The sequence below is a fragment of the Microbacterium sp. LWH12-1.2 genome, from assembly GCF_040675825.1.
Lineage (GTDB): Bacteria > Actinomycetota > Actinomycetes > Actinomycetales > Microbacteriaceae > Microbacterium.
In genome coordinates this window covers 3,839,703-3,862,317 of the sequence record NZ_JBEGIJ010000001.1, presented here as the reverse complement: position 1 = coordinate 3,862,317, position 22,615 = coordinate 3,839,703, and the positions used below count along the sequence as shown (strand labels likewise).

The window sequence follows — 22,615 nt, the reverse complement described above, 5'->3', positions numbered from 1 at the left end:
AGCACGAAGCCGCCCCCTCGGGGCAGCCATATAGTGGTGGGATGAGTGCGCCAGGTGAGCCGACGAAGCCGGGCCTTGAGAGGATCAGCGCGACTGAGGCGGCATTCAGAGCGCTCAACGCGATGATCCGAGGCGACGACTACGAGATCGGCGACCGCCTTCCGTCCGAGTTGACTCTCGCCGGCGAATTCGGAGTCAGTCGTTCGGTTGTGCGCGAAGCGCTGCACGCATGCGCGACGCTGGGGCTCACCGAGACCCGCACAGGAAGCGGCACCTTCGTCGTCAAGAAGAGTCCGGCGTCTCAGCTCGTCTTCGGCGAGTTCAGCGCCCAGGACCTCATCGAGGCCCGACAGCATGTCGAAGTGCCCACCGCCGGCTATGCGGCCGAACGGCACACTCCGGCCCAGCTCGAGAACCTGCATCGGATTCTCGCCGCACTCGACGCCGCAGCGGACCTCCGGGCCTGGGTGGCATTGGACGGTGAGCTGCATGTGGCGATCGCGGAAGCGAGCCGGAACCCCGTACTCATCTCGGTGGTCGCGTCGACTCGTCAGGCGCTCGATCTCCAGTCCGAGTTCTTGAACGTCACTCAAGCGCGGCAACGGGCATCGAACATCGAACACGCCCAGATCGTGGACGCGATCGCATCAGGCTCCCCCGTGAAAGCCCGAGAAGCGATGGCCAATCATGTCGGCCAAGTCGCGCTGGCCGTGCAGAACGTCGCCACCGCCTCGTACTGACCCCGAGGTGTGAGCGCGGAGCATCCGCTCGTACACCGAGAATGCAAGAAGGGCCCCGCGATGCGGGGCCCTTCTTCTGTCTGTGGGGTGTTCGCATAACTCCTTGCGCCCCGTAATCCTGGGAGCCTTCTCCCCGCAGTTTCGCAGCGATCCTCTGGACCTGGCGAGTTAATCCTCCAGACACCTGGATTGCCACGGCACGCATTGTGCGCGCGGTCTTCGCTTCCTTCCGACCGTCTCATCCGCGGCGTGCCGACACTCTTTGAGGCACGAGCCGGCTTGCTTGATCTCGGCGCGAACCTCCGCGATGCTGTACCGGCACCGCGGAGGTCACACGCGACGGTCAGGCGGCAGAGATCGGAGCGACGCGCCATCCGCGCACAGAGAGACCGGGCACGAAGTCCCACTCCGACGTGCACGTCCGGCATATGATCGTCACATCGTGCTCCCGGAAGCCGGGCACGTTGTCGTGCTCTTCGACAATCGCGCCGTCGCCGCACGGGCAACGGAACTCATAGCGTTCCACATCCCCGCCGCCCGCGCCCCAACCACCGTGGTCAGATCGATGTCGATCCACGAGCTCCGTCCGAATCCCGTTCGACAGGGGTGAGGTCCTCGCCCAGTCGACAATCGCGTCACGAGCCATGTCGAAGAAGTCGTCGTCCGCTCCCACTCGGCGGAGGATCGTCAGAAGCTCTTCGGGCTTTCGAGCAACGCCGTGGTCGCCATCCCGCACCCCCGCAGCGTAGTCACCGGCAAGACGCTCGCGGGATCCCCGCGCACCTCGCGCTCCTGAGGGATCAGCCTGCACGGAGAGCCACTCGTGGAAGGCGCTCGTGAGCGGCTCGGCGTGTTCGTCGACGCCATCCCACCGTCCGGGCGCCTCACCTGTGTCTCGGTAGTGCTGCAGAGCCTGCTGGAGGAACAGATATCCGGGTGGGCGGTGGTGGTGAGCGCGAACGGCGATACGGGTTGCGCCCGACGTGCGACGCATCCGCCGTGCATACTCGACTTGCTCGGGCATCAGGCCGAAGTCGGCGTTCAGGGAGAACTCGCCGGGATTGCTCTCTGCGAGGGGAATGCCGAGAGCCGCAGCAGCCCAGATCGCCTGCCCGTTCGCGATATACGCGTGATCACCGAGGTGCTCACCGAGGAACTCTTCCACGGTGTGCTTCAGGTTGTAACTGTATGCCTCGCTCCGCGGTTCAGCGGTGGGGGTGAACGCTCGCAGTACCTCAGCGGTCAGCACTAGCTCGACGTAGTCGTGCTCCGTCGCCGAGGACAGTGCACGATTTTCCGCGGCGTACAGGCCGCTGTCACCCAGGTGGGTGACTCGCTCATTGGTCTCGATCTCGCGGCCTTCGCTGTCTGTCTCCCAGATCGGCTCGGACAGCACGGGGAGTTCAGTCAGCACGCGGATCAGGTCTCGGGCGCAGATACGGTCACCGAGGATGCCCTGCGCGAGCGGATGCTCCATCGCGCGGAGCGCCTGGGTGTACTTCATGCCGGAGAACTTGCTCCAGGCGCGAGCGTCTCTTTCAACCTCGCGCGAGCGCGCGGGTGTGGCTGGGTTGTTGGTCATCTCAATCTCCATCGATGCCATCGCTCGCGTCCCACGTCCGCAGAGCCGGCATCTATGAAGAGAGTGCTCAACAGAAGGGCACTGCATCTGGATCCGCCACGGTTGTCCTTCGAGGCCAAGATCACGTGGGGATCCCGACTCGGAGATAAGCAGACCAGTCTGCTCACGACAACCATACCGTTCGCACCCGGCGTCTGTCGCTCATGGCAACGTCGGATCGGGGGGGGGCGAGAGCCCCGACACGACGGGGTACGGACGTTACTCGATTCCAGCGAGAGCTCTCGCCGCGAGACAAATACGATGAGGGCATGCTTCACACTCCCCTGCATCAGCTGCTCGGCGTCGGGCCTGGTCCGATCACGGAACAGATGATCGACGCTGCAATCGCCGAAGGAATGGTCGAGTCAGATCAGTTGGACTGGAAGCGGCACCTGCCACCGGAGCGAGAATTCAAGACTTCTGGCATCGTCAAGGACATCGCGGCGTTCGCGAACAGCGGCGGCGGCGTTCTCGTCTTCGGTGTTACGGAAACGCAGAAAGCCGCGTCGGGGCGAGCGGACGCAGGGGATCTCGACGAGAGCTACGAGCGCACGATCCAGTCGGTGAGTTACAGTGCCATCTCGCCTCCCGTGCTGGGGGTACGATCACACAAGATTCCTGTCGCGGGCAACGACAATCTCGCGGCCATCGTGGTCCCGGCGAGCGTAGACGGCCCTCACTTGACCTTCGACGGCAACAAACAGGCGTTCAGCGCGCCCCTCCGCGTCAACGCTGATACGCACTGGATGAACGAACGACTCCTGGAAGCAAGCTACCGAACCCGTTTCGAGTCCGCACGACGTGGACGCGAACAGCTTGAGGACTTGTTCCACGACATGGCGCACTCATTCAATCCTCGACGGAACGCTGTTCTCGTGGGCGCCGCGCGACCGCGGACGCCGAACCCTGCAGCGCAACATCGCGAGCAGCACGAGATCGCTGAGCTCACAAACCAAGCGCAGGCCAACGCGTGGCACTGGCTCGGTCAATCGGACTACCACCCACTGACCGACGTTGCCGGCTATGGCGCTCGGCCCGGACTGCGTGGCTGGATCGCGCCACCAACAGGGAGCGTCTCATGGCGACAAGCTCGCGCTGCCGTCTACGACAACGGAGCGGTCGGTCTCGCGTGGGAAGCGGGCGGCCACCGTTATGGTGCCACTGGCACGACTTTGCCGGCACATCATGTTCCGGCTGACGCTGTCGAAGGGTTCGTGGCGGCTCTTCTCGCTCTGATCAAGACGGTCACTAATGACGCCCCCGCAGGGGACGTGGAGCTCATCGTGGGCGTGGAATGGGAGCCGTCTGAGTACACACCCGCAGGCGACGAACGGCTGAACTTTGAAGCTCACCACAACGTCAGCGGCGGGGGTTCCACGACAACGTTGGGCGGCAACTACCGCCCCGTATACCGCGTCGTCGATCCGAGCCAGGAGGAGACGTTATTCATCCGGACCGTCGTCGATGTCGCAACCGATTGCCTCAACCAGGCAGGCATACGACGTCTCGCGAAGCTCACCACCGAACTGCCACCGCGTAGCTAGTCGGAGTCAAGCGCCAGTCGCAGCACGGACCTCCGCAATCGGCGCTCGCAGGTTGACTCCACCTTAGGGTCGCTGTCTGTTCGGGCGGTCGCAGTGAAAGACCGTCTGCCGGGACGCGGCCAACGGTCCGGCCGACCGGCGCAGTTCGACCTGTTGGCCAGACGGGCTCCGCTTCCTTGCTTTCCCACTGACGCCGTTCGACCCGCCGCCCGGACGCCTAACTGGGACCCGGTACGGTCTCAGACTCGTCATGAGGAGTCAAGTCCACGCGGACCTCGTACCCGGTGATTCGCGACCTGTACCCGCTCTTCCGCCAGGACAGCAGAATCCGAACCACCCGTACCGTAAAGGTGAGGAACACCGCAAGGAGCACAACAGAGATGCCACCCAGGAGCACTGCCGACAGTTGAAGCGGAGAAGTCAGAAGTTGCTGGGCGATGGCCCACCCGGTGGCCTGTGGGTCGATCTTCCGCTGGTCGGCGACGAACTCAAGGATCGCAGGGATCGCGGGCACGGCCGCCACGGCGGCCACGGCCAGACCAACGACGGCTATCAAGTTCGCTGTTCGCGCGGCACGCTCGCTCGCTCGCGTCGATGCGCGCTCTCCGAGCATCGTCATGCCCCGTCCGATGGTCTCTAAAGTCGCGGGAACCCCTAGCGCCTGTAGCACGTGCGCAGCGATGTCCCGCGCGGTTCCGGCTCGGATGTGCACTCCCCGCGCTTCCTTTTCCAGGTCCAAAGCGGTTCGATACTTCGCGCCAACTACGCGCGTGCGGCCGCGGAAAGAGGACAGGGTTCGTTCGAACGCGCGTACACGAACATTAAGGAGCACCAGCCGCTCATAGAGAAGGGTGTGATGAAGGTCAGTGATGTTCGCCCGCCATGCTCGAAGCTGGAGCACCAACGCAGACCCGAGCGTCGCATGGATTCGGGCGCCTGAGACGACCCCGAAATTCGGTCCTGGCCCGAGAAGCAACTGCTCGCCGGTCAGGGGAACCGTTCCGGCCGCCACTTGGGCAATGTCGTGCTCATGCTCAACCACCCAGTTCGTGCAGCAGTCTCCCGTTTCCGCGATGATCACGGGGTAGACATGCATCGGCCCTTCGCGGTGCGCCCGGATGAGATGCAGGACGCGACCGACGGCGACCTCAAACCACTCGTCCACAGTTGCCGGCTCGTCGTGCTCTATCTGGCGCATTCGGACGCCAGCATCCAGCTCCTTCGCCCATTCTCCGCCTACCCACTGGGATTCCGCTGACGCATAGGGCTCCGGAATGTCCGAACGCGTGACCAGTGGCGTGCGGGGGTGTCCAGCCTTCACGAGCTGAGTGGTTGCAAGTCCGGACGGCAGTTGAACGCCGACCGTGAGTTGTACGACGCCGTCCTGGTGCAGCAGCAGGCGTGGCTCCATCACGAACTGGGATTCGAGATCGTCGATGGCAATGGTGTGGTAGCTGCCGCGCAGGTGCAGGCGTACATGGGTGTTCTCGAACGCGATGTCCCGCCCGAACAGGTCGTTATCAAAGTCTCGTTCCAGGATCACCAACGACTGCCGGTCGAAGAGATTTTTCTCGATCTGCGCCATGGTCGCGTCCCGCCGACGTCCTGCCTCGGGGTCCGGATCCGCAGGCTCTTCGCTGCCGCGAAACCCGATCCGCAAGATTCGTCCAACGAAGATCGGATGACGGAGCAGAAGACGAAACGTTGTCGGCCAGTCAGGGTCTGACATCCACGCATGCACACGCTTCAGCCGGATGGCGTCCCGATCAATCGCCGCCAGGGACGGGGCCACACGAACTGTGCGTTCGCTCGGCCATGCGGCGGCGCGTGCGAGCTCCGAGGCCAATAGCCGCTTCACGGCGCGTCCGAGCACGAGCGGGCGATGAGTGGGGGTCGTGTGTATGAAATACACGGTGGCGTTTCCCCATCGCGCTTCGTGAGCGCCGGCCAGCACCTCTTGCGCCTGAGGCGCAGGCGCGGAGCAGCGCGAGCGCTTTCTGGATTTCAACCATCGGTGCAGCATGATCACAGCCTAGAGTCGCGCACGGTTCCCTGACTGCTGCGAGTTCCCGGACCCGCCCTGTGGGGTGCGGAGGTCATCCGCAATCGAATCAGTAGCATCAGATTCATGACGACGGATGCGCCACAGCCGACCGAGACCGCGAGCACATCGCCCAGCACCCGTACTGGAACGACCCCGACGCCCTTCTGTGGCCAGGGAGGCGCAAGGGTGGGGCTCCCGGCGCTCGGGCACCACTGAGCTACGACGTGCCCTTCCGCCACGACTCGGTGCACCGTAGTTGCGTGGTCCCGGCGATGGAGGCTGTGGGGGTCCAGCCGGTTGTCTGGCACGCCTTCCGGCACTACTTCGCGAGCGCCTGCGCGGCGGCGGGTTACAACATCCATGACGTAGCGAAGTGGATGGGGCACTCGAATATCAACGTGAAGTACAGCACTTATATGCACCTGTTCGCTGGAACGCACGATATGGCGGGTCTTGACGTTCTCGCTGACGCGGCACCCGTGCGTCCTATCTCTCAGATTGGCAACGGTTGACGCGAACGCTCAATGTCCGGGGCTTGTCCTAGGGTTCAGAATGGGCCAAGAATGCGGCAATCAGGAGAGTAGAACGAAAGCGTTGCCGTTCGCGCTTGTTCAAGTCGTCAAGGTGCCGCACATCGACATACGAGTGGCCAGGTGGCGGGTTTGGCGGCGGCGCAGGCTGAAGAACTGAGTCATCTACGACACGGGAGCCAGCTGCCTTCACCACTCCGACGGACACACCCCAGGTGCCTTTTGACGGCTTCTTCACAACCGTCGTGCGATGCAGATAGGCAGCCTCAGCACTAGCCTTCCTGGATCGCGCGCCGGACATCTTGCCCTTGTCGGCGTCAGTTGCTCGGAACACGCGATCGGTGGGCCGCTTGTTGTCTTCGTCGTAGTCGCATGGCGCGCATTGCCGCCAGTAAATTTCAGCGTCATCCGTCAGCTCGACCTCGCCGTCGACCAGCTCCATCATCGGACTAGGCACTGATGTACCCGTGGATGAAATTGAGTGCGGCCTCGGCACCGACTACGGCGTCGGCGTCGCTCTCCTCGCCGGTAGCAACGTTCAGGTGGTATGCCGAGAAGACGGCATCATTGTTTACGCTGAGGACGCTATGCGAAACCGATGTCAACCACTCCAGTCGGACGCCCCCGTCCTCTTCCGCGAATATGGAGGGCTTGGCGAGTGACTGCTCCGACACAGAGTTCAGGATCGAGAGCGCCGCTTCCAAAGCGGCAAGGTCCGCCGGTTCGCCTTCGCCATCTAGCCAACCGCGGCGGTATGTAGCGATCTTGGCCAATCTCTGCGCCCACTCGTTGTCGCTCTTGGCAAAGAGTCCGGCCTGCCTCACGTCCAGAATCTTCTTGACAGCCTCGTCCTGATCAAGCACGTACTGGCAGTCGAGCCAGATGAGGTCAGCGTCGTCCTTGCGCGTCAGCACGTGCAACAGATCATCGAAAATCGCGGCAGTCGAGAAAGCCCCGTGTACCTTTCGTCCGAGCCCGTCCTCGATCGTGAACTCGTTCCCCGCGTCGAGCATTCGAATCTTGCCTATCAGCGTGCCCTGGGCCGCTTCTGGCTCGCCGAGGGACGAAAGGAACGCCTTGCGCTTCTTCTGGTCGTAGCGGATGGGCGTCGCACTGTGGGCGCGGAAGACGGCTTCCTCTTTGGCTCGTAGCGAGCCGCCGAACCCCTTGAGCAGCTTCTTGGTTTCGTCAGAGGCATCGGTCGGCATCTCTAAGTCTGCGACGATCCGGGTGAATGCTTCATCGATGTACGCGATCGACAGGTCAAGCAAGTCAGCCATCCCCGGCAACGCGATGGCAGCTTCGCGCTCCAGCGTGGGAACGACGCTGCCCTCACGGATGGAGGTCAACCGCAGCCGCACCCGCTCATCGAACCTTGCTGGCAGCCGCAGCCGATCGGGATGCTTCGCCCACCAAATCTGTTTCGCGACCTCGACTACCAGCCGCTGATACTTCTGCAACTCGTCGATGCCGTCTAGCGGATAGCCCTTGCCCTCGAACCGACCACCGGAGAACTTGAGATCGGCGACATCGCGCTTCTTGCGCCCTCGCTGACCTGTCATGCAGAAATACTATAGGCAGCCTGCGACGCTCCCATGCGGAGGGGTTCCGGAGGGGATGTCCTGAGCACCCTCATTCAACGAGAGAAGCCCGGACCTCGCGATTGCTGCGAGATTCCGGGCTTCTTCTGTGCTGTGGCGAGTGAGGGATTCGAACCCCCGAAGGCTGAGCCGTCTGATTTACAGTCAGATCCCTTTGGCCGCTAGGGTAACTCGCCAATGCGCACCCGTCCGACTTGAACAGCCAACCGGGGGCACGAAGAATAATCATACCGGCGATCGGCCAGCGCATGAAATCGAAGCCTCAGCTTCCGTAGACGCCGCGTTCCGCCTCGGCCAGCGACTCCGGAGTGCGCAGCAAACCGCCCTCGGCGCGGCAGGTCGCGGCGGCGATGTCCATGGCGCGGCGCAGCAGCGCGTCCCACTCGTCCGTCGTGCGCGGCGCCGATCCGACCAGCCCAGCCACCACCGCGGCGAGGGTCGAGTCCCCCGCCCCGACCGTGTCGACGACCGGACCAGGGAGCGTCGAGATCGGAGCAGCCACGATGCCGGCGTCCGCTTCGATGATCGCGCCATCCACCCCGGCGGTGGCGAGCACCGCACCGACGCCCAGCCCTCTCAGACGAGCGCGGAGCGCATCGAGATCCCCGTCGTAGAGGAGCGCTGCGTCGTCCGTTCCGACCTTCACGATCTCCGCCCGTGCAGCGAGGCTTTCGAAACCGCGAACGAACTCGTCCCGATCGCTCAGCATCCCGGCACGGGGGTTCGGATCGATCGCGAGGCGTGCACCGTCCAGCGCCGCAGCAAAGGCCTCCACTTCGGCAGGAACGTCGAACGGGAAGCAGCTGATCGCGACGAGGCCGGCCTCCGAGATCGCCTGCCGCGCCTCGGCGGAATAGCGGATGCTGCGCCGCTTCGCCGCCTCGTTGAAGACGTACTCCGGCTCACCGCTCGCCGAGCGCTGCACGATCGCCCGAGAAGATCCGTGCGGGCTCGGACTCGATACCAGCGCCACGTCGTGATCGCGGAGATACTCGCGAATGTGATCGCCGGCCTCATCATCGCCGACCATCGCGATCAAGGTCGTGGGCACGCCGAGTCTGCGCAGGCCGACGGCGACGTTCAACGCCGCTCCCCCTACGAGTTCTCGCACGCCGGCGTGGTCGTGGATCTCATCGATCAGTGCATCGCCGACGACGACGACCGATCCGGCGGAGGAAAAAGCTGTGCTCACTCGCCGACACTATCGCGGTGCGGTGTTTCCCCCTATCCCCGGCGTTCCGCGAGCGATACGGTGTGGCCATGAATGCACGACTCGTCGCCGGCGCGGCCGCGCTGCTGCTCGCCACCGTTCTCTCAGCCTGCGCGTCCGAGTCGCCGGATGCGGGCTCCCCGAGCGCGTCAACGAGCCCCGGCACCAGCGAATCGCCGACCCCTGACGAGACGAAGTCGCCGACTGCCTCGCCGAGCCCGACACCGACGAAGGGGATCGCGTTGCCGACGGATTGCCGAGCGATCCTCTCCGATGACGTGCTCGCCCAGCTCGAGGACGTGCCGCTGAACGACGCCGCCTTCGGACCCACAGGAGTACAGGATGACGGTTCGCTCATCTGCGCCTGGGCCGATCCGCGTGCGGACACCACCCGTCTCGTCACGACGATCTCGGCGATGAATCGCGGCCCCGCACTCGACATGCTCAATGCCCTTGCGAACACCGAGGGCTTCACATGCTTCACGCCCGACGGCGGCACACGCTGCGAGAAGACCTGGCCGAACACGCAGTACCCGGTGACCGACGGACGCACGCTGTTCTGGCGCGACGACATCCTCATCGACACCCGCTTCTCGAACCTGGCGCCGAGCGGCTACACCTCGAGCATCGTCGAGCACCTCTTCGGCTGAGCTTCCGGGCCGCGCCGGCAAGGGCGGCGGCCCGGTGTCAGCCGTCCGGCGTCAGCCGTCCGGCGTCAGCCGTCCGGCGTCAGCCGTCCGGCGTCAGCCGTCCGGTGTCAGCCGTCCGGCGTCAGCCGCGAGGCGTGGCCTCATCGTCACCGCTGAGCACGAGCACGAGCTCGCCGTCGCCGTCGTCCGGCTCGTCGGTCCCGAGTCGCTTGCTTTCGCGCTGCATCCGTCGTTCCTCGCGCTTGGCGATCCGGCGATCACGTGCGCGTTCGAGGAGCAGATACAGGATCGGCACGAGCATCAGCGTCAGGAGCGTAGAGCTGATCAGCCCGCCGATGACGACGACGGCGAGCGGCCTCGAGATGAACACCCCGCCGCCGGTGATCCCCAGCGACATCGGCAACAGGGCGAAGATCGTCGCCGTCGCTGTCATCAGGATCGGCCGCAAGCGCAGGCGGGTTCCGTGATACACCGCCTCGTCGAGATCGGCGCCTCCGGCCCTCAGCTTGTTCACCAGGTCGAGCAGCACGATGGCATTCGTCACCACGATGCCGATCAGCATCAGGAGCCCGATGAGGGCAGGCAGACCGAGCGGCGTCCCCGTGAACAGGAGCGCGAGGATCGCTCCGGTGGCCGCGAAGGGCACAGCGATCAGCAGGATCGTCGGCTGACGCAGGTTGCGGAAGGTCATCACCATGACCAGCAGCACGAGCGCGATCGCAGCGAGCATCGCAAGGCCGAGCTGCCCGAACGCGTCATCCTGCTCGGCGGCGACTCCGCCCACTTCGTAGCGCACACCGGCCGGAAGCTCGACCTTCGCCGTCGCCGCATCGACGGCGCTTGTCGCTGCATCGAGCTGGCCGCTCTTCGGCGTGACCGAGATCGAGACGACGCGTTCGCCGTCGATGCGTGAGATCGACGGAGCGGTCTTCGCTTCGGTCACGGTCGCGACGTCGGCGACCCGAACCGCGGTGCCGCGGATCTCGCTCGCTGCCTTCTGCGCCTGCGCCATCCGGTCGGCCTCTGCCTGCTGCGCGGCAGACTCCGTCTGGCTCTCACGAAGCTGCTCGAGCTGCGCATCGGCGGACTCGATGCCGGCCTGCGTCTGCTCGATCGCGGACATCATCGCCGCGATCTGCTCCTGCCGCTCGCGCTCCGCGTCGATCGCTGCCTGCTCCTCCGGTGTATTCGGTGCAGGCACGGCGGGAGCGGATGCCTCCAACTGCGCGAGCTGGGACCGCAGGGTGCCGAGCTGGTCGCGGAGGTCGGATCGCTGCGATGCCGTGTCGTCGATCTGCTGGTTCAGCTCGCGTTCCGCCTCCTCCTTCTGCTCCTGCGCCTTCTGCTTCTGCTCGGCCTCGAGCTGATCGGCCGCCGCCTTCTGCGCGTCGGTGGTCTGCTTCGGCGTGATGGGGAGCACCATGCCGGCCACCGCGTCCACGCCGCCGCTGACGGAGGCGGTGCGGATGACGATATCCCGCTCCTCCCCATCCAGAACCACGCTGCCCGCCGGAGTTCCGTTCAGCGCGGCCGCGATCGCGGTGGCGATCTGCTGCTGGTCGAAGCCGAGCGCCGCCGCCTTCAGGGGATCGACGGAGACCTGCACGATCGGCTGCTCACCGCTGATGTCGCTGGTGGCCTTCTGCACGCCCCGCGCATCCTCGAGAGCGGTGACCAGAGACTCGCTCGCAGCCGCCAGCGCCTTCGGATCGTTTCCGATCACACGCAGTTCGATGCCGCCTCCCGCGCCGCTCGAATCGGCGGTCAGCACGTCGAACTGCTTCGGGTTTCCGAGCGTGGCGAGCTTCTTGTCGATGGCGACCTGCACGTCCGCCGCCTTCGCACCCTTCTCGAGTGTGACCTCGAAGGTGTTGACGTTCTCCTCCCCTGCACGCGTCGCACCTCCGGGGATCGTCGATCGCACGCTCTCGACCCCCGTGACGCTCTGAAGCGCGCGCTCGACCGGTTCGGCCGCTTCGAGGCGCGCTTCCACGTCTGCGGCCTCACCGGGCTTCTGCGTCACGGTGATGCTCTGCTGGCCGGATTCTCCGAGGAAGTCCGTCGGAATCTGCGTGGCGAGGAAGAAGGTCCCGAGCAGCACGACGGTCGATCCGGCGAGCGTGATGACGGGCCGTCGATGCGTCGCGCCGAGGAACGACATGAAGGTGCGCTGCAGGCGGTCTTCAGGGGCGCTCATCTCGGCTCGGGCGAACTCGCCGGCATCCATCACCGTCTCGGTCTCCGCGACCGGCTCCCCTTCTGTCTGCTGGGCCGCCGCACGTCGCAGCGCCCGCGGCCGCAGGAAGAGGTACGCCAGGACAGGAACGACGGTCAATGCGACCACCAGCGAAGCGGCCAACGCGATCGTCACCGTGATCGAGAACGGCCGGAACAACTGCCCTGTGACGCCGGACACGAAGGCGATCGGCAGGAACACGGCGATCGTCGTGGCCGTCGAGGCGATGATCGCGCCTGCCACCTGTTTGACCGAGGCGACGATATCCGCCGCCGTGGGCACGCGTCTCTCCGCGTGCCGGTTGATGTTCTCGATGACGACGATCGAGTCATCCACGACGCGTCCGATCGCGATGGTGAGCGCGGCGAGCGTGAAGATGTTGAGGGTGTTGTTCGACCAGAGCAGTCCGACCATCGTGATCAGAAGCGAGAGCGGAATCGAGACCGCCGCGATGACGGTCGAACGCCAGGACCGCAGGAACGCGAAGATGATGATGACCGCGAACAGGAGGCCGAGGCCGCCCTCGGTCGAGAGGTCTTCAATCGACTGCTCGATGTACGGCGCCTGGTCGAAGATCGGAACGAATTCGGCGTCCAGCGAGGCAGCGGCCTCGTCGAGGATCGCGGTCACCCCGTGAGAGATCTCGACCGCGTTCGCACCGGCGGCGGGCAGGACCTGGATCGTGAGCGCGTCCTTCCCATTGACCCGGGAGATGGAACCCACCGGTTCGGGCTTCAGGGCGACATCCGCGAAGTCCTGGATCTGGACGACGCTGTCTTGCACCTGGACCGGGAGCGCGCCGATGGCTTCGACGCTCTCGACGCCCGGGCCGACGTTCACGGCGACCTCGCCCGCGTCGGTGCCGATCTGCCCCGCGGACAGCACGGCGACATTGCTCTGCAGGGTGGCCAGGACCACGGCGGGATCGACCTTCAGACGCTCCACGTCTGCCGGTCGGAGTGAGATCTCGAGCTGCTGCGACTCACGGCCCTGCAGCGTGGCCTCGCGCACGCCCGTCACCGCGCGGATCTTGGGCAGGATGCTCTGTTCGAGCGCGTCTGCGAAGGTGTTGGGGTCTTTCGTCGAACCGGCGCTGAGGACCATCGCCGGCAGGTCGGCTGCCGACCCCGACTGCACGACCACACCGGAATCCTTCGGCAGCGCGGACTTCACCGCATCGACGGCTGCCTTGATCGCACGAAGAGTCTCGTCGGCGTCGAGCTCGAACGGCCACGTGACCGCGACCTGCGCGCTGCCGGTCTGCGTCGTCGAGCTGATCGACGTGAGTCCGTTCACGCCCTTCAGAGCGTCCTCGACGGGCTCCGTGGCGAGCTGAACCATCTGGTCCGGTGCGAGCCCACTGGAATCCACCGAGATGTACGCTCCCGGCTGCTTGATCGACGGCATCAGCTCCTGGCGGAGCGATGTCATCGCGAAGAGGCCGAAGACCGCGACGGCGATCGTGATCAGGCAGACGATGGCACGGTTCGCGAGGCTGGCGCGCGTGAAGAATGTCATGTGTGTGGTGAGTTTCGTTCGGTACGACCGGAGCAGAGACGTCGCGCTCCCGGGCCCTGGCCGCAGTGGAGCAACGATCTCTCTCAGCAAACCGTGTGCGGCTTCTCCTGCCATCCGCCGCTGGTACCGGCCGCGTCGTACCACGGCACGATTCATTCACCACCGCAGGCGTTGGTCACACGGCGATCGAAGCGCCCGATGCCGCTCTCAGCAGCCGAGTCGGTCCAGCGCCACGTCGAGGTTGGCTCGCGCCGTGGTCTCGCACCAGATCGCGTACTCGCCCTCGTACGCGCGAATCGTCACCTCGGTGACGAGCAGGAGGGCGTAGTACATCCGGCACAGCTGCAGTCGAGCCTGCCCGGCCTCGGTCGCGAGGAGGCCTGTCAGGACACCCCCGGCCGCGGCATCGCCGGCGAGGATGTCCGGATCCGGCGGAGCCGCGGAGAACTGCTCGGCGCCGGCCAGATCGAGCAGCGGATCCGCCCATACCGTCCGTTCGGTGTCGATGATTCCGACGATGCGCAGCGCGCCCTCATCGACGAAGACGTTGCCCGCCCACAGATCCGCGTGCACGACGGCCGGCGAGACCACCTCGTCCAGCCGCGTCGCATGGGCTGCCATTGCCGCGCGGACGCGGTCTCCCGGCAGCGCCACGTCCCAGTGCTCGCCGTCTGCCAGCACCGCATCGACCATCCGCCCGAACGCCTCGCGCCACGTCGCGCCGGAGAGTCCGGATTCGGGCGCTGGATACCCGAAGTACGGTGCCGTGACCCGATGGGCGGATGCCATGACCGCACCCAGTTCCCGCCGCAGAGCGTGCTGCGCGTCGTCATCGAGAGAGAGGTCGTTCCAGACCGCACCAGGCAGATGCTCGGTCACCACCACGTCGGCCGCGAGCCGGGTGCGCGTGAAGTCCGTCAGCTGCACCCGAGGCACGGGCACCCCGCTGCCGGCGAGCATGCCGAAGATGCGTGCCTCGGTGCCGAGGATCCCCTTCTCATAAGTGCTCATCCGGCCGGTGTCGGCCGCCACCATCTTGACGACCGATCGCGAACCGTCAGCGAACGTCGCGTGCACCGCGGTGGCGAAGAGTCCGCCACCGAGATTCTCAAGGGTCTCCACCTCGCCAAGTGGGGCGAGAAGGTCTCTGAGGATCGCCGGATCAGCGTCGTATCGTCCCGTCACACGATGAGTATGGCGGGCCGCTCGATCGGCGACAAGCGCGATGACACGAAGAAGGCCCCGGGGCGAACCCCGGGGCCTTCTTTCACTCAGTCACACCTCAGTTGTACGTACCGGGGGTGATGTCGTCCGTCGAGAACGCGTCGAAGTCGACGTAGCCGAAGTCGCCGTCCGCGTACGCGCCGTCGGATGCGAAGATCCGGTTCGGGTAGCGCTCGCTCTTGGCTTCTTCCGTCGCCTCGACCGTGACGTTGCGGTACTTCGCAAGTCCGGTTCCCGCGGGGATGAGCTTTCCGATGATGACATTCTCCTTGAGACCGACCAGCGGGTCGCGCTTGCCCTCCATGGCGGCCTGCGTGAGCACGCGGGTCGTCTCCTGGAAGGATGCGGCCGACAGCCACGACTCGGTCGCGAGCGACGCCTTCGTGATACCCATCAGCTCCGGACGACCCGACGCCGGGCGCTTGCCCTCGGCGACAGCCTCGCGGTTGATCGCCTGGTAGCGCTTGAGGTCGACCATCTCACCCGGAAGCAGGGTCGTGTCGGCGTGATCGACGACGGTGACCTTGCGGAGCATCTGACGAACGATGACCTCGATGTGCTTGTCGTGGATCGGCACACCCTGCGAGCGGTAAACGCCCTGCACGCCGCCGACGAGGTAACGCTGAACCTCACGGGCGCCCATGACACGCATGACCTCCTTGGGGTCGAGCGTGCCGACGAGGATCGGCTGACCGACGGTGACGTGCTGGCCGTCCTCGACGAGAAGCGTCGCACGCTTCAGCACCGGGTAGACCACTGCCTCGTCGCCGTTGTCGGGCGTGAGGATGACCTTCTTGGCCTTGTCGGTCTCGTCGATCGTGATGCGGCCATCGGCCTCGGCGATCGGAGAAGCCGCCTTCGGCGTACGAGCCTCGAAGAGCTCCTGCACACGGGGCAGACCCTGGGTGATGTCATCCGCCGATGCCGAACCACCGGTGTGGAACGTACGCATCGTCAGCTGGGTACCGGGCTCACCGATCGACTGCGCCGCGATGATGCCGACGGCCTCGCCGATGTCGACGGTCTTGCCCGTCGCCAGCGAACGGCCGTAGCACTGCGCGCAGACACCGACGGCGGAGTCGCAGGTCAGCACGGAGCGGACCTTGATGCTCTCCACGCCGAGTCCGACGAGCTTGTCGATGAGCACGTCGCCCACGTCGTCATGTGCAGAGGCGAGGATCTCGCCCTTGCTGTCGACCACGTCGGAGGCCAGGGTACGAGCGAACACCGAGTTCTCGACGTTCGCATCGCGCACGAGCTCGCCCTGCGAGTTCGGAGCGGCGATCGGGAGCTCGAGGCCCTTCGACGTGCCGCAGTCCTCTTCGCGGATGATGACGTCCTGCGAGACATCCACCAGACGACGGGTCAGGTAACCCGAGTCGGCGGTACGCAGAGCGGTGTCTGCCAGACCCTTACGGGTACCGTGCGTCGCGATGAAGTACTCGGCAACCGACAGCCCCTCGCGGTACGAGGAGATGATCGGGCGAGGGATGATCTCACCCTTCGGGTTGTTCACCAGGCCTCGCATACCGGCGATGTTCCGGATCTGCAGCCAGTTACCACGAGCACCAGAGGTCACCATGCGGTTGATGGTGTTGTCCTCGGGGAAGTAGGCCTTCATCGCGGCCTGCACCTCGTCGGTCGCTTCGGTCCAGATCTTGATGAGCTCCTGGCGACGCTCCGAGTCGGTCGTGAGACCCTTCTCGTACTGCGACTGGACCTTCGCGGCCTGCTTCTCGTAGCCGGCGACGATCTCCGCCTTGTTCGGCGGGGTGAGGATGTCGCTCAGGGCGACGGTCACACCGGAGCGCGTTGCCCAGTAGAAACCGGCGTCCTTGATGCGGTCCAGCGTCGCAGCCGTCTCGGTCTTGGGGTACTCCTCGGCCAGCTTGTTGACGATCTGCGACAGCTTGCCCTTGTCTGCCTGCTCGCGGACGAACGGGTAGCCCTTCGGGAGAGTGTCGTTGAAGATCGCCTGACCCAGCGACGCGTCGACGAGGCCGTGGCGCTCGTAGCCCTCGGGAGCTTCGCCCTCGAGGAACGTCAGGCCGTGGATGCGGATGCGAGCCTTGGCCTGCAGGTCGAGGGTGCCCTCGTCCTTCGCCAGGATCGCCTCGGAGACCGAGCCGAACGCGCGACCTTCACCCTTGGCGCCGGCCTTGACCGTCGTCAGGTGGTGCAGACCGATGATCATGTCCTGCGAAGGAAGGGTCACCGGGCGGCCGTCGGACGGCTTCAGGATGTTGTTCGATGCGAGCATCAGCACGCGGGCCTCGGCCTGAGCCTCGACCGAAAGCGGCAGATGCACAGCCATCTGGTCACCGTCGAAGTCGGCGTTGAACGCCGCGCAGACGAGCGGGTGGAGCTGGATGGCCTTGCCCTCGACGAGCTGCGGCTCGAACGCCTGGATGCCGAGACGGTGCAGCGTGGGCGCACGGTTCAGCAGCACCGGACGCTCGCGGATGATCTCCTCGAGCACGTCCCAGACCTCGGGACGGGTGCGCTCGACGGCACGCTTGGCGGCCTTGATGTTCTGCGAGTGACCGAGGTCGATCAGGCGCTTGATCACGAACGGCTTGAAGAGCTCCAGAGCCATCTGCTTGGGCAGACCGCACTGGTGCAGCTTCAGCTGCGGGCCGACGACGATGACCGAACGGCCGGAGTAGTCGACGCGCTTGCCGAGCAGGTTCTGACGGAAACGACCCTGCTTGCCCTTGAGCATGTCGCTGAGCGACTTCAGGGCGCGGTTTCCGGTACCGGTGACGGGGCGACCACGGCGACCGTTGTCGAACAGAGCGTCGACGGCCTCCTGCAGCATCCGCTTCTCGTTGTTGACGATGATCTCGGGGGCACCGAGGTCGATCAGACGACGAAGACGGTTGTTGCGGTTGATCACGCGGCGGTACAGGTCGTTGAGGTCGGAGGTCGCGAAGCGGCCACCGTCGAGCTGCACCATCGGACGCAGCTCCGGCGGGATCACCGGGACGACGTCGAGCACCATGGCGGCCGGGCTCATGCCGGTCTCCAGGAACGAGTTGACGACCTTCAGACGCTTGATCGCGCGGATCTTGCGCTGACCCTTGCCCTCAGAGATCTGCAGGTGCAGGTTCTCGGCTTCGGCCTTCAGGTCGAATGCCGCGAGGCGACGCTGGATCGACTCGGCGCCCATGTAGGCCTCGAAGTACTGTCCGAAGCGGTCCTGCAGCTCGTGGAAGACGTCGTCCTCCGGGCGGAGCGCGCCGACCTCGAGCGTGCGGAAGTCTTCCCACACGCGCTCGAGCTTGGCGATCTGTTCGTCTGCACCCTTGCGGATGAGCGACATCTCCTTCTCGGCGGCGTCCTTGACCTTCTTCTTGGCGTCGGCCTTGGCACCCTCGGCCTCGAGAGAAGCGAGCTCCTCCTCGAGGCGAGCCAGGCGCTCAGCGATCTTCGCGTCGCGACGATCGCCGAGCGTCTTCAGCTCGAGGCGGATGTTGTTCTCCTGCGTGCCGAGGTCACGGTGACGAGCATCCTCGTCGACCGAGATGACCATGTACGCGGCGAAGTAGATGACCTTCTCGAGGTCCTTCGGCGCCATGTCGAGCAGGTAGCCGAGACGCGAGGGGACACCCTTGAAGTACCAGATGTGCGTGACGGGGGCGGCGAGCTCGATGTGGCCCATGCGCTCACGACGGACGGAGCTCTTGGTGACCTCCACGCCGCAGCGCTCGCAGACGATGCCCTTGAAGCGGACACGCTTGTACTTGCCGCAGGCGCACTCCCAGTCGCGGGAGGGTCCGAAGATCTGCTCACCGAAGAGGCCGTCCTTCTCCGGCTTCAGTGTGCGGTAGTTGATGGTCTCAGGCTTCTTGACCTCGCCGTACGACCACGCACGGATGTGGTCGGCAGTGGCCAGGCCGATGCGAAGCTCATCGAAAGTGTTTGACTCGAGCACTAGTTCTCCTGTGTCGGAAATTCTTTTTGAGAAGTCTGGCTTCGGCGGCTCAGGGAATCAGATCCCTGAGCCGCCGAAGGATTAGATCTCGTCGATCGAGGCAGCCTCGAAGCGGCTGGAGATGTTGATCCCGAGCTCTTCTGCTGCGCGGAAGGCCTCGTCGTCGGTGTCGCGGAGGTTGACCAGCGTGCCGTCGGCCGAGAGAACCTCGACGTTCAGGCAGAGCGACTGCATCTCCTTCATGAGCACCTTGAACGATTCCGGGATGCCGGGCTCCTGGATGTTCTCGCCCTTGACGATCGCCTCGTACACCTTGACGCGGCCGAGGATGTCGTCGGACTTGATCGTGAGGAGCTCCTGCAGCGCGTAAGCGGCACCGTAGGCCTCGAGGGCCCACACTTCCATCTCACCGAAGCGCTGACCACCGAACTGCGCCTTACCACCGAGCGGCTGCTGGGTGATCATCGAGTACGGACCAGTGGAGCGTGCGTGGATCTTGTCGTCGACCAGGTGGTGGAGCTTCAGGATGTACATGTAGCCCACCGAGATCGGCGCCGGGAACGGCTCGCCGGAGCGGCCGTCGAACAGCTGCGTCTTGCCGGTCGAGTCGACCAGGCGCACACCGTCACGCGTCTTCAGCGTCACGTCGAGGAGACCTGCGATCTCCTCCTCGCTCGCGCCGTCGAACACCGGGGTGGCGACCTTGGTGCCGGGGGCTGCCTCGAAGGCATCCTTCGGCAGCTTGGTTGCCCACTCGGGGTTGCCCTCGACCTTCCAGCCCTGCTTGGCGATCCACCCGAGGTGGGTCTCCAGCACCTGGCCGAAGTTCATTCGACCCGGGATGCCGAGCGGGTTCAGGACGATGTCGACCGGAGTTCCGTCCGCGAGGAACGGCATGTCCTCGATCGGGAGGATCTTCGCGATGACGCCCTTGTTGCCGTGACGGCCGGCGAGCTTGTCGCCCTCGGTGATCTTGCGCTTCTGGGCGATGTAGACCACGACGCGGCGGTTGACGCCCGAGCCGAGCTCGTCGTCGCCATCTTCGGCGTTGAACTCCTTGACGGCGATGATCGTGCCCTGCTCGCCGTGCGGAACCTTCAGCGACGTGTCGCGAACCTCGCGGCTCTTCTCGTTGAAGATCGCGCGGAGCAGGCGCTCCTCAGCCGACAGCTCGGTCTCGCCCTTCGGCGTGACCTTGCCGACGAGGATGTCACCGGGGCGAACCTCGGCGCCGATGCGGATGATGCCGCGCTCGTCGAGATCCTTCAGGAGCTCCGGGCTGACGTTGGGGAGGTCACGGGTGATCTCCTCCTTGCCGAGCTTCGTGTCGCGGGCGTCGACCTCGTACTCCTCGATGTGGATCGAGGAGAGGGTGTCGTCCTTGACGAGGTCCTGGCTGAGGATGATCGCATCCTCGAAGTTGTAGCCTTCCCAGGTCATGAACGCCACGAGGAGGTTCTTACCGAGCGCAAGCTCGCCGTTCTCGGTGGCAGGTCCGTCGGCGATGACCTCGCCGACCTCGACACGCTCACCGGCCGAGACGACGACCTTCTGGTTGTACGACGTGCCCTGGTTGGAGCGGTCGAACTTGCGCAGGTAGTACTCCTTGGTGCCACCCTCGTCGAGCATGAGGACGACGCGGTCTGCGGAGACCTCGGTGACGACACCGGCCTTCTCGGCGGTGATCACGTCACCGGCATCGATGGCGGTGTAGCCCTCCATACCGGTTCCGACCAGCGGCGAGTCGCTGCGCAGCAGCGGCACAGCCTGACGCTGCATGTTGGCACCCATGAGGGCGCGCTGTGCGTCGTCGTGCTCGAGGAACGGCACCAGCGAGGTCGCGACCGACACCATCTGGCGCGGCGAGACGTCCATGTAGCCGACCTCTTCCGGGTGGAACAGGTCGACCTCGCCGCCGGGACGGCGGGCGAGGACGCGGTCCTCGCGGAAGTGCCCGTCCTTCTTCAGCGGAGCGTTGGCCTGAGCGACGATGAAGTCGCTCTCCTCAGAAGCCGTGAGGTAGTCGATCTCGTCAGTGACCTGACCGTCGACGACCCGGCGGTACGGCGTCTCGATGAAGCCGAAGGAGTTGATGCGCGCGAACGTCGCGAGCGCACCGATCAGGCCGATGTTCGGGCCTTCCGGGGTCTCGATCGGGCACATGCGGCCGTAGTGGGACGGGTGGACGTCACGGACCTCGACGCCTGCGCGGTCACGGCTCAGGCCACCGGGGCCGAGCGCGGACAGGCGGCGCTTGTTGGTCAGACCCGCGAGCGGGTTGTTCTGGTCCATGAACTGCGACAGCTGAGACGTTCCGAAGAACTCCTTGATCGCGGCGACGACGGGGCGCACGTTGATCAGGGTCTGCGGGGTGATCGCCTCGATGTCCTGCGTGGTCATGCGCTCGCGGACGACGCGCTCCATGCGGGACAGACCGGTGCGGACCTGGTTCTGGATCAGCTCGCCGACCGCGCGGATGCGACGGTTGCCGAAGTTGTCGATGTCGTCGGTGGACAGACGGATCTCGGCCTTCTTACCGGCGCGGATCCCTTCGAACGTCTCGACACCGGCGTGGATGCGCACGAGGTACTTGATCGTCTCGACGATGTCCTGGACCGTCAGCACGGAGGCGGAGAGCGGTGCTTCCAGACCCAGCTTCTGGTTGATCTTGTAACGACCGACCTTCGCGAGGTCGTAGCGCTTCGGGTTGAAGTAGAAGTTGTCCAGCAGAGCGCGGGCAGCCTCGGCGGCGACCTGCTCGCCCGGACGCAGCTTGCGGTAGATGTCGCGGAGGGCATCTTCCTTCGTGACGATGGTGTCCTTCGCCAGGGTCTCCTCGATGGAGGGGAAGCCGGCGAACTCGACGAGGATCTCCTCACTGGTCATACCCAGCGCCTTGAGGAACACCGTGACCGACTGCTTGCGCTTGCGGTCGATGCGCACGCCGACCTGGTCGCGCTTGTCGATCTCGAACTCGAGCCATGCACCACGGCTCGGGATGACGCGAGCGGAGACGATGTCCTTGTCAGACGTCTTGTCCGGGGTCTTGTCGAAGTAGACACCAGGCGAACGCACGAGCTGCGACACGACGACGCGCTCGGAACCGTTGATGATGAACGTGCCCTTGCCGGTCTGCAGCGGGAAGTCGCCCATGAAGACCGTCTGGGTCTTGATCTCACCGGTGAGGTGGTTCATGAACTCGGCCTCGACGTACAGCGGAGCGGCGTAGGTCTTGCCACGCTCCTTGCACTCCTCGATCGAGTACTTCTCCGGCTCGAGGTACGGGTTCGTGAACGACAGCTGCATCGTCTCGCCGAGGTCCTCGATCGGGGAGATCTCCTCGAAGATCTCGCCGAGACCCGAGATCTCGTTGACGTCGTTGCGGCCGGCCTTCTTGGCCTCGGCCACGCGGGCCTTCCAGTCGTCATTGCCGACGAGCCAACCGAAGGACTCGGTCTGCAGAGCCAGAAGGTCTGGGACCGTCAGGGTGTCGGAGATCTTGGCGAACGAAAGACGGGAAGCTCCGCGTCCGTTCTTAGTGGTGGTGGATGTGGATGCGTTGCGAGCAGCAGCCAAGGGAATAACCTCCGTGAGCCCCGCAGGGCTTCTGATTCCTTTGTCGTCAGGTGGGGTTGCGCGCCCGAATGCTCAACTTCTGCCGACCACCATATGAGGGCAGGGAGAAACGAGCGCAACTACCAACTATACGTACGAATCCACGACATGGCAAGTTCAATCCTTGACCAATTACGGATGCTGCGGT

The 22,615-nt window shown here is 65.1% G+C and carries 13 protein-coding genes and 1 tRNA gene; 4 read left to right on the top strand and 10 right to left on the bottom strand.

What is annotated here, in order from left to right:
• The first annotated feature begins 41 nt into the window (after positions 1-41).
• Positions 42-740: a FadR/GntR family transcriptional regulator gene (locus MRBLWH12_RS18330; protein WP_363551224.1), complete on the top strand. Its 699-nt coding sequence runs from the start codon at positions 42-44 to the stop codon at positions 738-740.
• A 343-nt stretch (positions 741-1,083) separates the two neighbouring features.
• Here the strand turns inward: MRBLWH12_RS18330 and MRBLWH12_RS18325 are convergent, their stop codons facing one another.
• The gene (locus MRBLWH12_RS18325) at positions 1,084-2,322 is read right to left on the bottom strand and encodes a hypothetical protein (protein ID WP_363551222.1); all 1,239 of its coding nucleotides are present in this window, start codon (positions 2,320-2,322) and stop codon (positions 1,084-1,086) included.
• 308 nt (positions 2,323-2,630) lie between these two features.
• On the opposite strand from MRBLWH12_RS18325, the gene MRBLWH12_RS18320 reads away from it, so the two are divergent.
• A complete protein-coding gene (locus tag MRBLWH12_RS18320) occupies positions 2,631-3,905 on the top strand; it encodes a helix-turn-helix domain-containing protein (RefSeq protein ID WP_363551220.1) in 1,275 nt (424 codons plus the stop codon).
• Positions 3,906-4,122: 217 nt separating this feature from the next.
• Here MRBLWH12_RS18320 and MRBLWH12_RS18315 read toward each other — a convergent pair whose 3' ends face one another.
• Positions 4,123-5,928 carry a hypothetical protein gene (locus tag MRBLWH12_RS18315; RefSeq protein WP_363551219.1) on the bottom strand — a complete coding sequence of 602 codons (1,806 nt, stop codon included), beginning with the start codon at positions 5,926-5,928 and terminating at the stop codon, positions 4,123-4,125.
• Between the two features lie 293 nt (positions 5,929-6,221).
• Between MRBLWH12_RS18315 and MRBLWH12_RS18310 the strand changes: the two genes are divergently transcribed.
• The gene (locus MRBLWH12_RS18310; protein ID WP_363551404.1) at positions 6,222-6,461 is read left to right on the top strand and encodes a tyrosine-type recombinase/integrase; all 240 of its coding nucleotides are present in this window, start codon (positions 6,222-6,224) and stop codon (positions 6,459-6,461) included.
• A gap of 28 nt (positions 6,462-6,489) precedes the next feature.
• On the opposite strand, the gene MRBLWH12_RS18305 is transcribed toward MRBLWH12_RS18310, so the two are convergent.
• From MRBLWH12_RS18305 to MRBLWH12_RS18290, 4 genes are all read right to left on the bottom strand, one after another.
• Positions 6,490-6,924: a hypothetical protein gene (locus tag MRBLWH12_RS18305; RefSeq protein ID WP_363551217.1), complete on the bottom strand. Its 435-nt coding sequence runs from the start codon at positions 6,922-6,924 to the stop codon at positions 6,490-6,492.
• Positions 6,925-6,928: 4 nt separating this feature from the next.
• Entirely contained in the window at positions 6,929-8,041 is a 1,113-nt protein-coding gene (locus MRBLWH12_RS18300; protein WP_363551216.1) for a hypothetical protein, read from the bottom strand.
• Between the two features lie 133 nt (positions 8,042-8,174).
• Positions 8,175-8,256: transfer RNA gene (locus tag MRBLWH12_RS18295), tRNA-Tyr, on the bottom strand.
• Positions 8,257-8,342: 86 nt separating this feature from the next.
• Positions 8,343-9,272 (bottom strand): PfkB family carbohydrate kinase, encoded by a 930-nt coding sequence (locus MRBLWH12_RS18290; protein WP_363551214.1) that lies wholly within the window; start codon positions 9,270-9,272, stop codon positions 8,343-8,345.
• Positions 9,273-9,340: 68 nt separating this feature from the next.
• Between MRBLWH12_RS18290 and MRBLWH12_RS18285 the strand changes: the two genes are divergently transcribed.
• The gene (locus tag MRBLWH12_RS18285) at positions 9,341-9,940 is read left to right on the top strand and encodes a hypothetical protein (protein ID WP_363551213.1); all 600 of its coding nucleotides are present in this window, start codon (positions 9,341-9,343) and stop codon (positions 9,938-9,940) included.
• A 121-nt stretch (positions 9,941-10,061) separates the two neighbouring features.
• On the opposite strand, the gene MRBLWH12_RS18280 is transcribed toward MRBLWH12_RS18285, so the two are convergent.
• From MRBLWH12_RS18280 to MRBLWH12_RS18265, 4 genes are all read right to left on the bottom strand, one after another.
• Positions 10,062-13,694 carry an efflux RND transporter permease subunit gene (locus MRBLWH12_RS18280; protein WP_363551212.1) on the bottom strand — a complete coding sequence of 1,211 codons (3,633 nt, stop codon included), beginning with the start codon at positions 13,692-13,694 and terminating at the stop codon, positions 10,062-10,064.
• Positions 13,695-13,901: 207 nt separating this feature from the next.
• Positions 13,902-14,879, bottom strand: coding sequence for a phosphotransferase family protein (locus MRBLWH12_RS18275; RefSeq protein ID WP_363551211.1), 978 nt, complete (start codon positions 14,877-14,879; stop codon positions 13,902-13,904).
• Positions 14,880-14,976: 97 nt separating this feature from the next.
• Positions 14,977-18,852 carry a DNA-directed RNA polymerase subunit beta' gene (rpoC, locus tag MRBLWH12_RS18270; protein WP_341975818.1) on the bottom strand — a complete coding sequence of 1,292 codons (3,876 nt, stop codon included), beginning with the start codon at positions 18,850-18,852 and terminating at the stop codon, positions 14,977-14,979.
• 81 nt (positions 18,853-18,933) lie between these two features.
• On the bottom strand, positions 18,934-22,428 hold the full coding sequence (locus tag MRBLWH12_RS18265; protein ID WP_363551210.1) for a DNA-directed RNA polymerase subunit beta: 3,495 nt from the start codon (positions 22,426-22,428) through the stop codon (positions 18,934-18,936).
• Positions 22,429-22,615 lie beyond the last annotated feature (187 nt).

What these genes read in the sequence shown, in the direction of transcription:
- MRBLWH12_RS18330 (WP_363551224.1), top strand. Translation starts at nt 42, where the DNA reads ATGAGTGCGCCAGGTGAGCCGACGAAGCCGGGCCTTGAGAGGATCAGC.
- MRBLWH12_RS18325 (WP_363551222.1), bottom strand. Translation starts at nt 2,322, where the DNA reads ATGACCAACAACCCAGCCACACCCGCGCGCTCGCGCGAGGTTGAAAGA.
- MRBLWH12_RS18320 (WP_363551220.1), top strand. Translation starts at nt 2,631, where the DNA reads ATGCTTCACACTCCCCTGCATCAGCTGCTCGGCGTCGGGCCTGGTCCG.
- MRBLWH12_RS18315 (WP_363551219.1), bottom strand. Translation starts at nt 5,928, where the DNA reads ATGCTGCACCGATGGTTGAAATCCAGAAAGCGCTCGCGCTGCTCCGCG.
- MRBLWH12_RS18310 (WP_363551404.1), top strand. Translation starts at nt 6,222, where the DNA reads ATGGAGGCTGTGGGGGTCCAGCCGGTTGTCTGGCACGCCTTCCGGCAC.
- MRBLWH12_RS18305 (WP_363551217.1), bottom strand. Translation starts at nt 6,924, where the DNA reads ATGATGGAGCTGGTCGACGGCGAGGTCGAGCTGACGGATGACGCTGAA.
- MRBLWH12_RS18300 (WP_363551216.1), bottom strand. Translation starts at nt 8,041, where the DNA reads ATGACAGGTCAGCGAGGGCGCAAGAAGCGCGATGTCGCCGATCTCAAG.
- MRBLWH12_RS18285 (WP_363551213.1), top strand. Translation starts at nt 9,341, where the DNA reads ATGAATGCACGACTCGTCGCCGGCGCGGCCGCGCTGCTGCTCGCCACC.
- MRBLWH12_RS18280 (WP_363551212.1), bottom strand. Translation starts at nt 13,694, where the DNA reads ATGACATTCTTCACGCGCGCCAGCCTCGCGAACCGTGCCATCGTCTGC.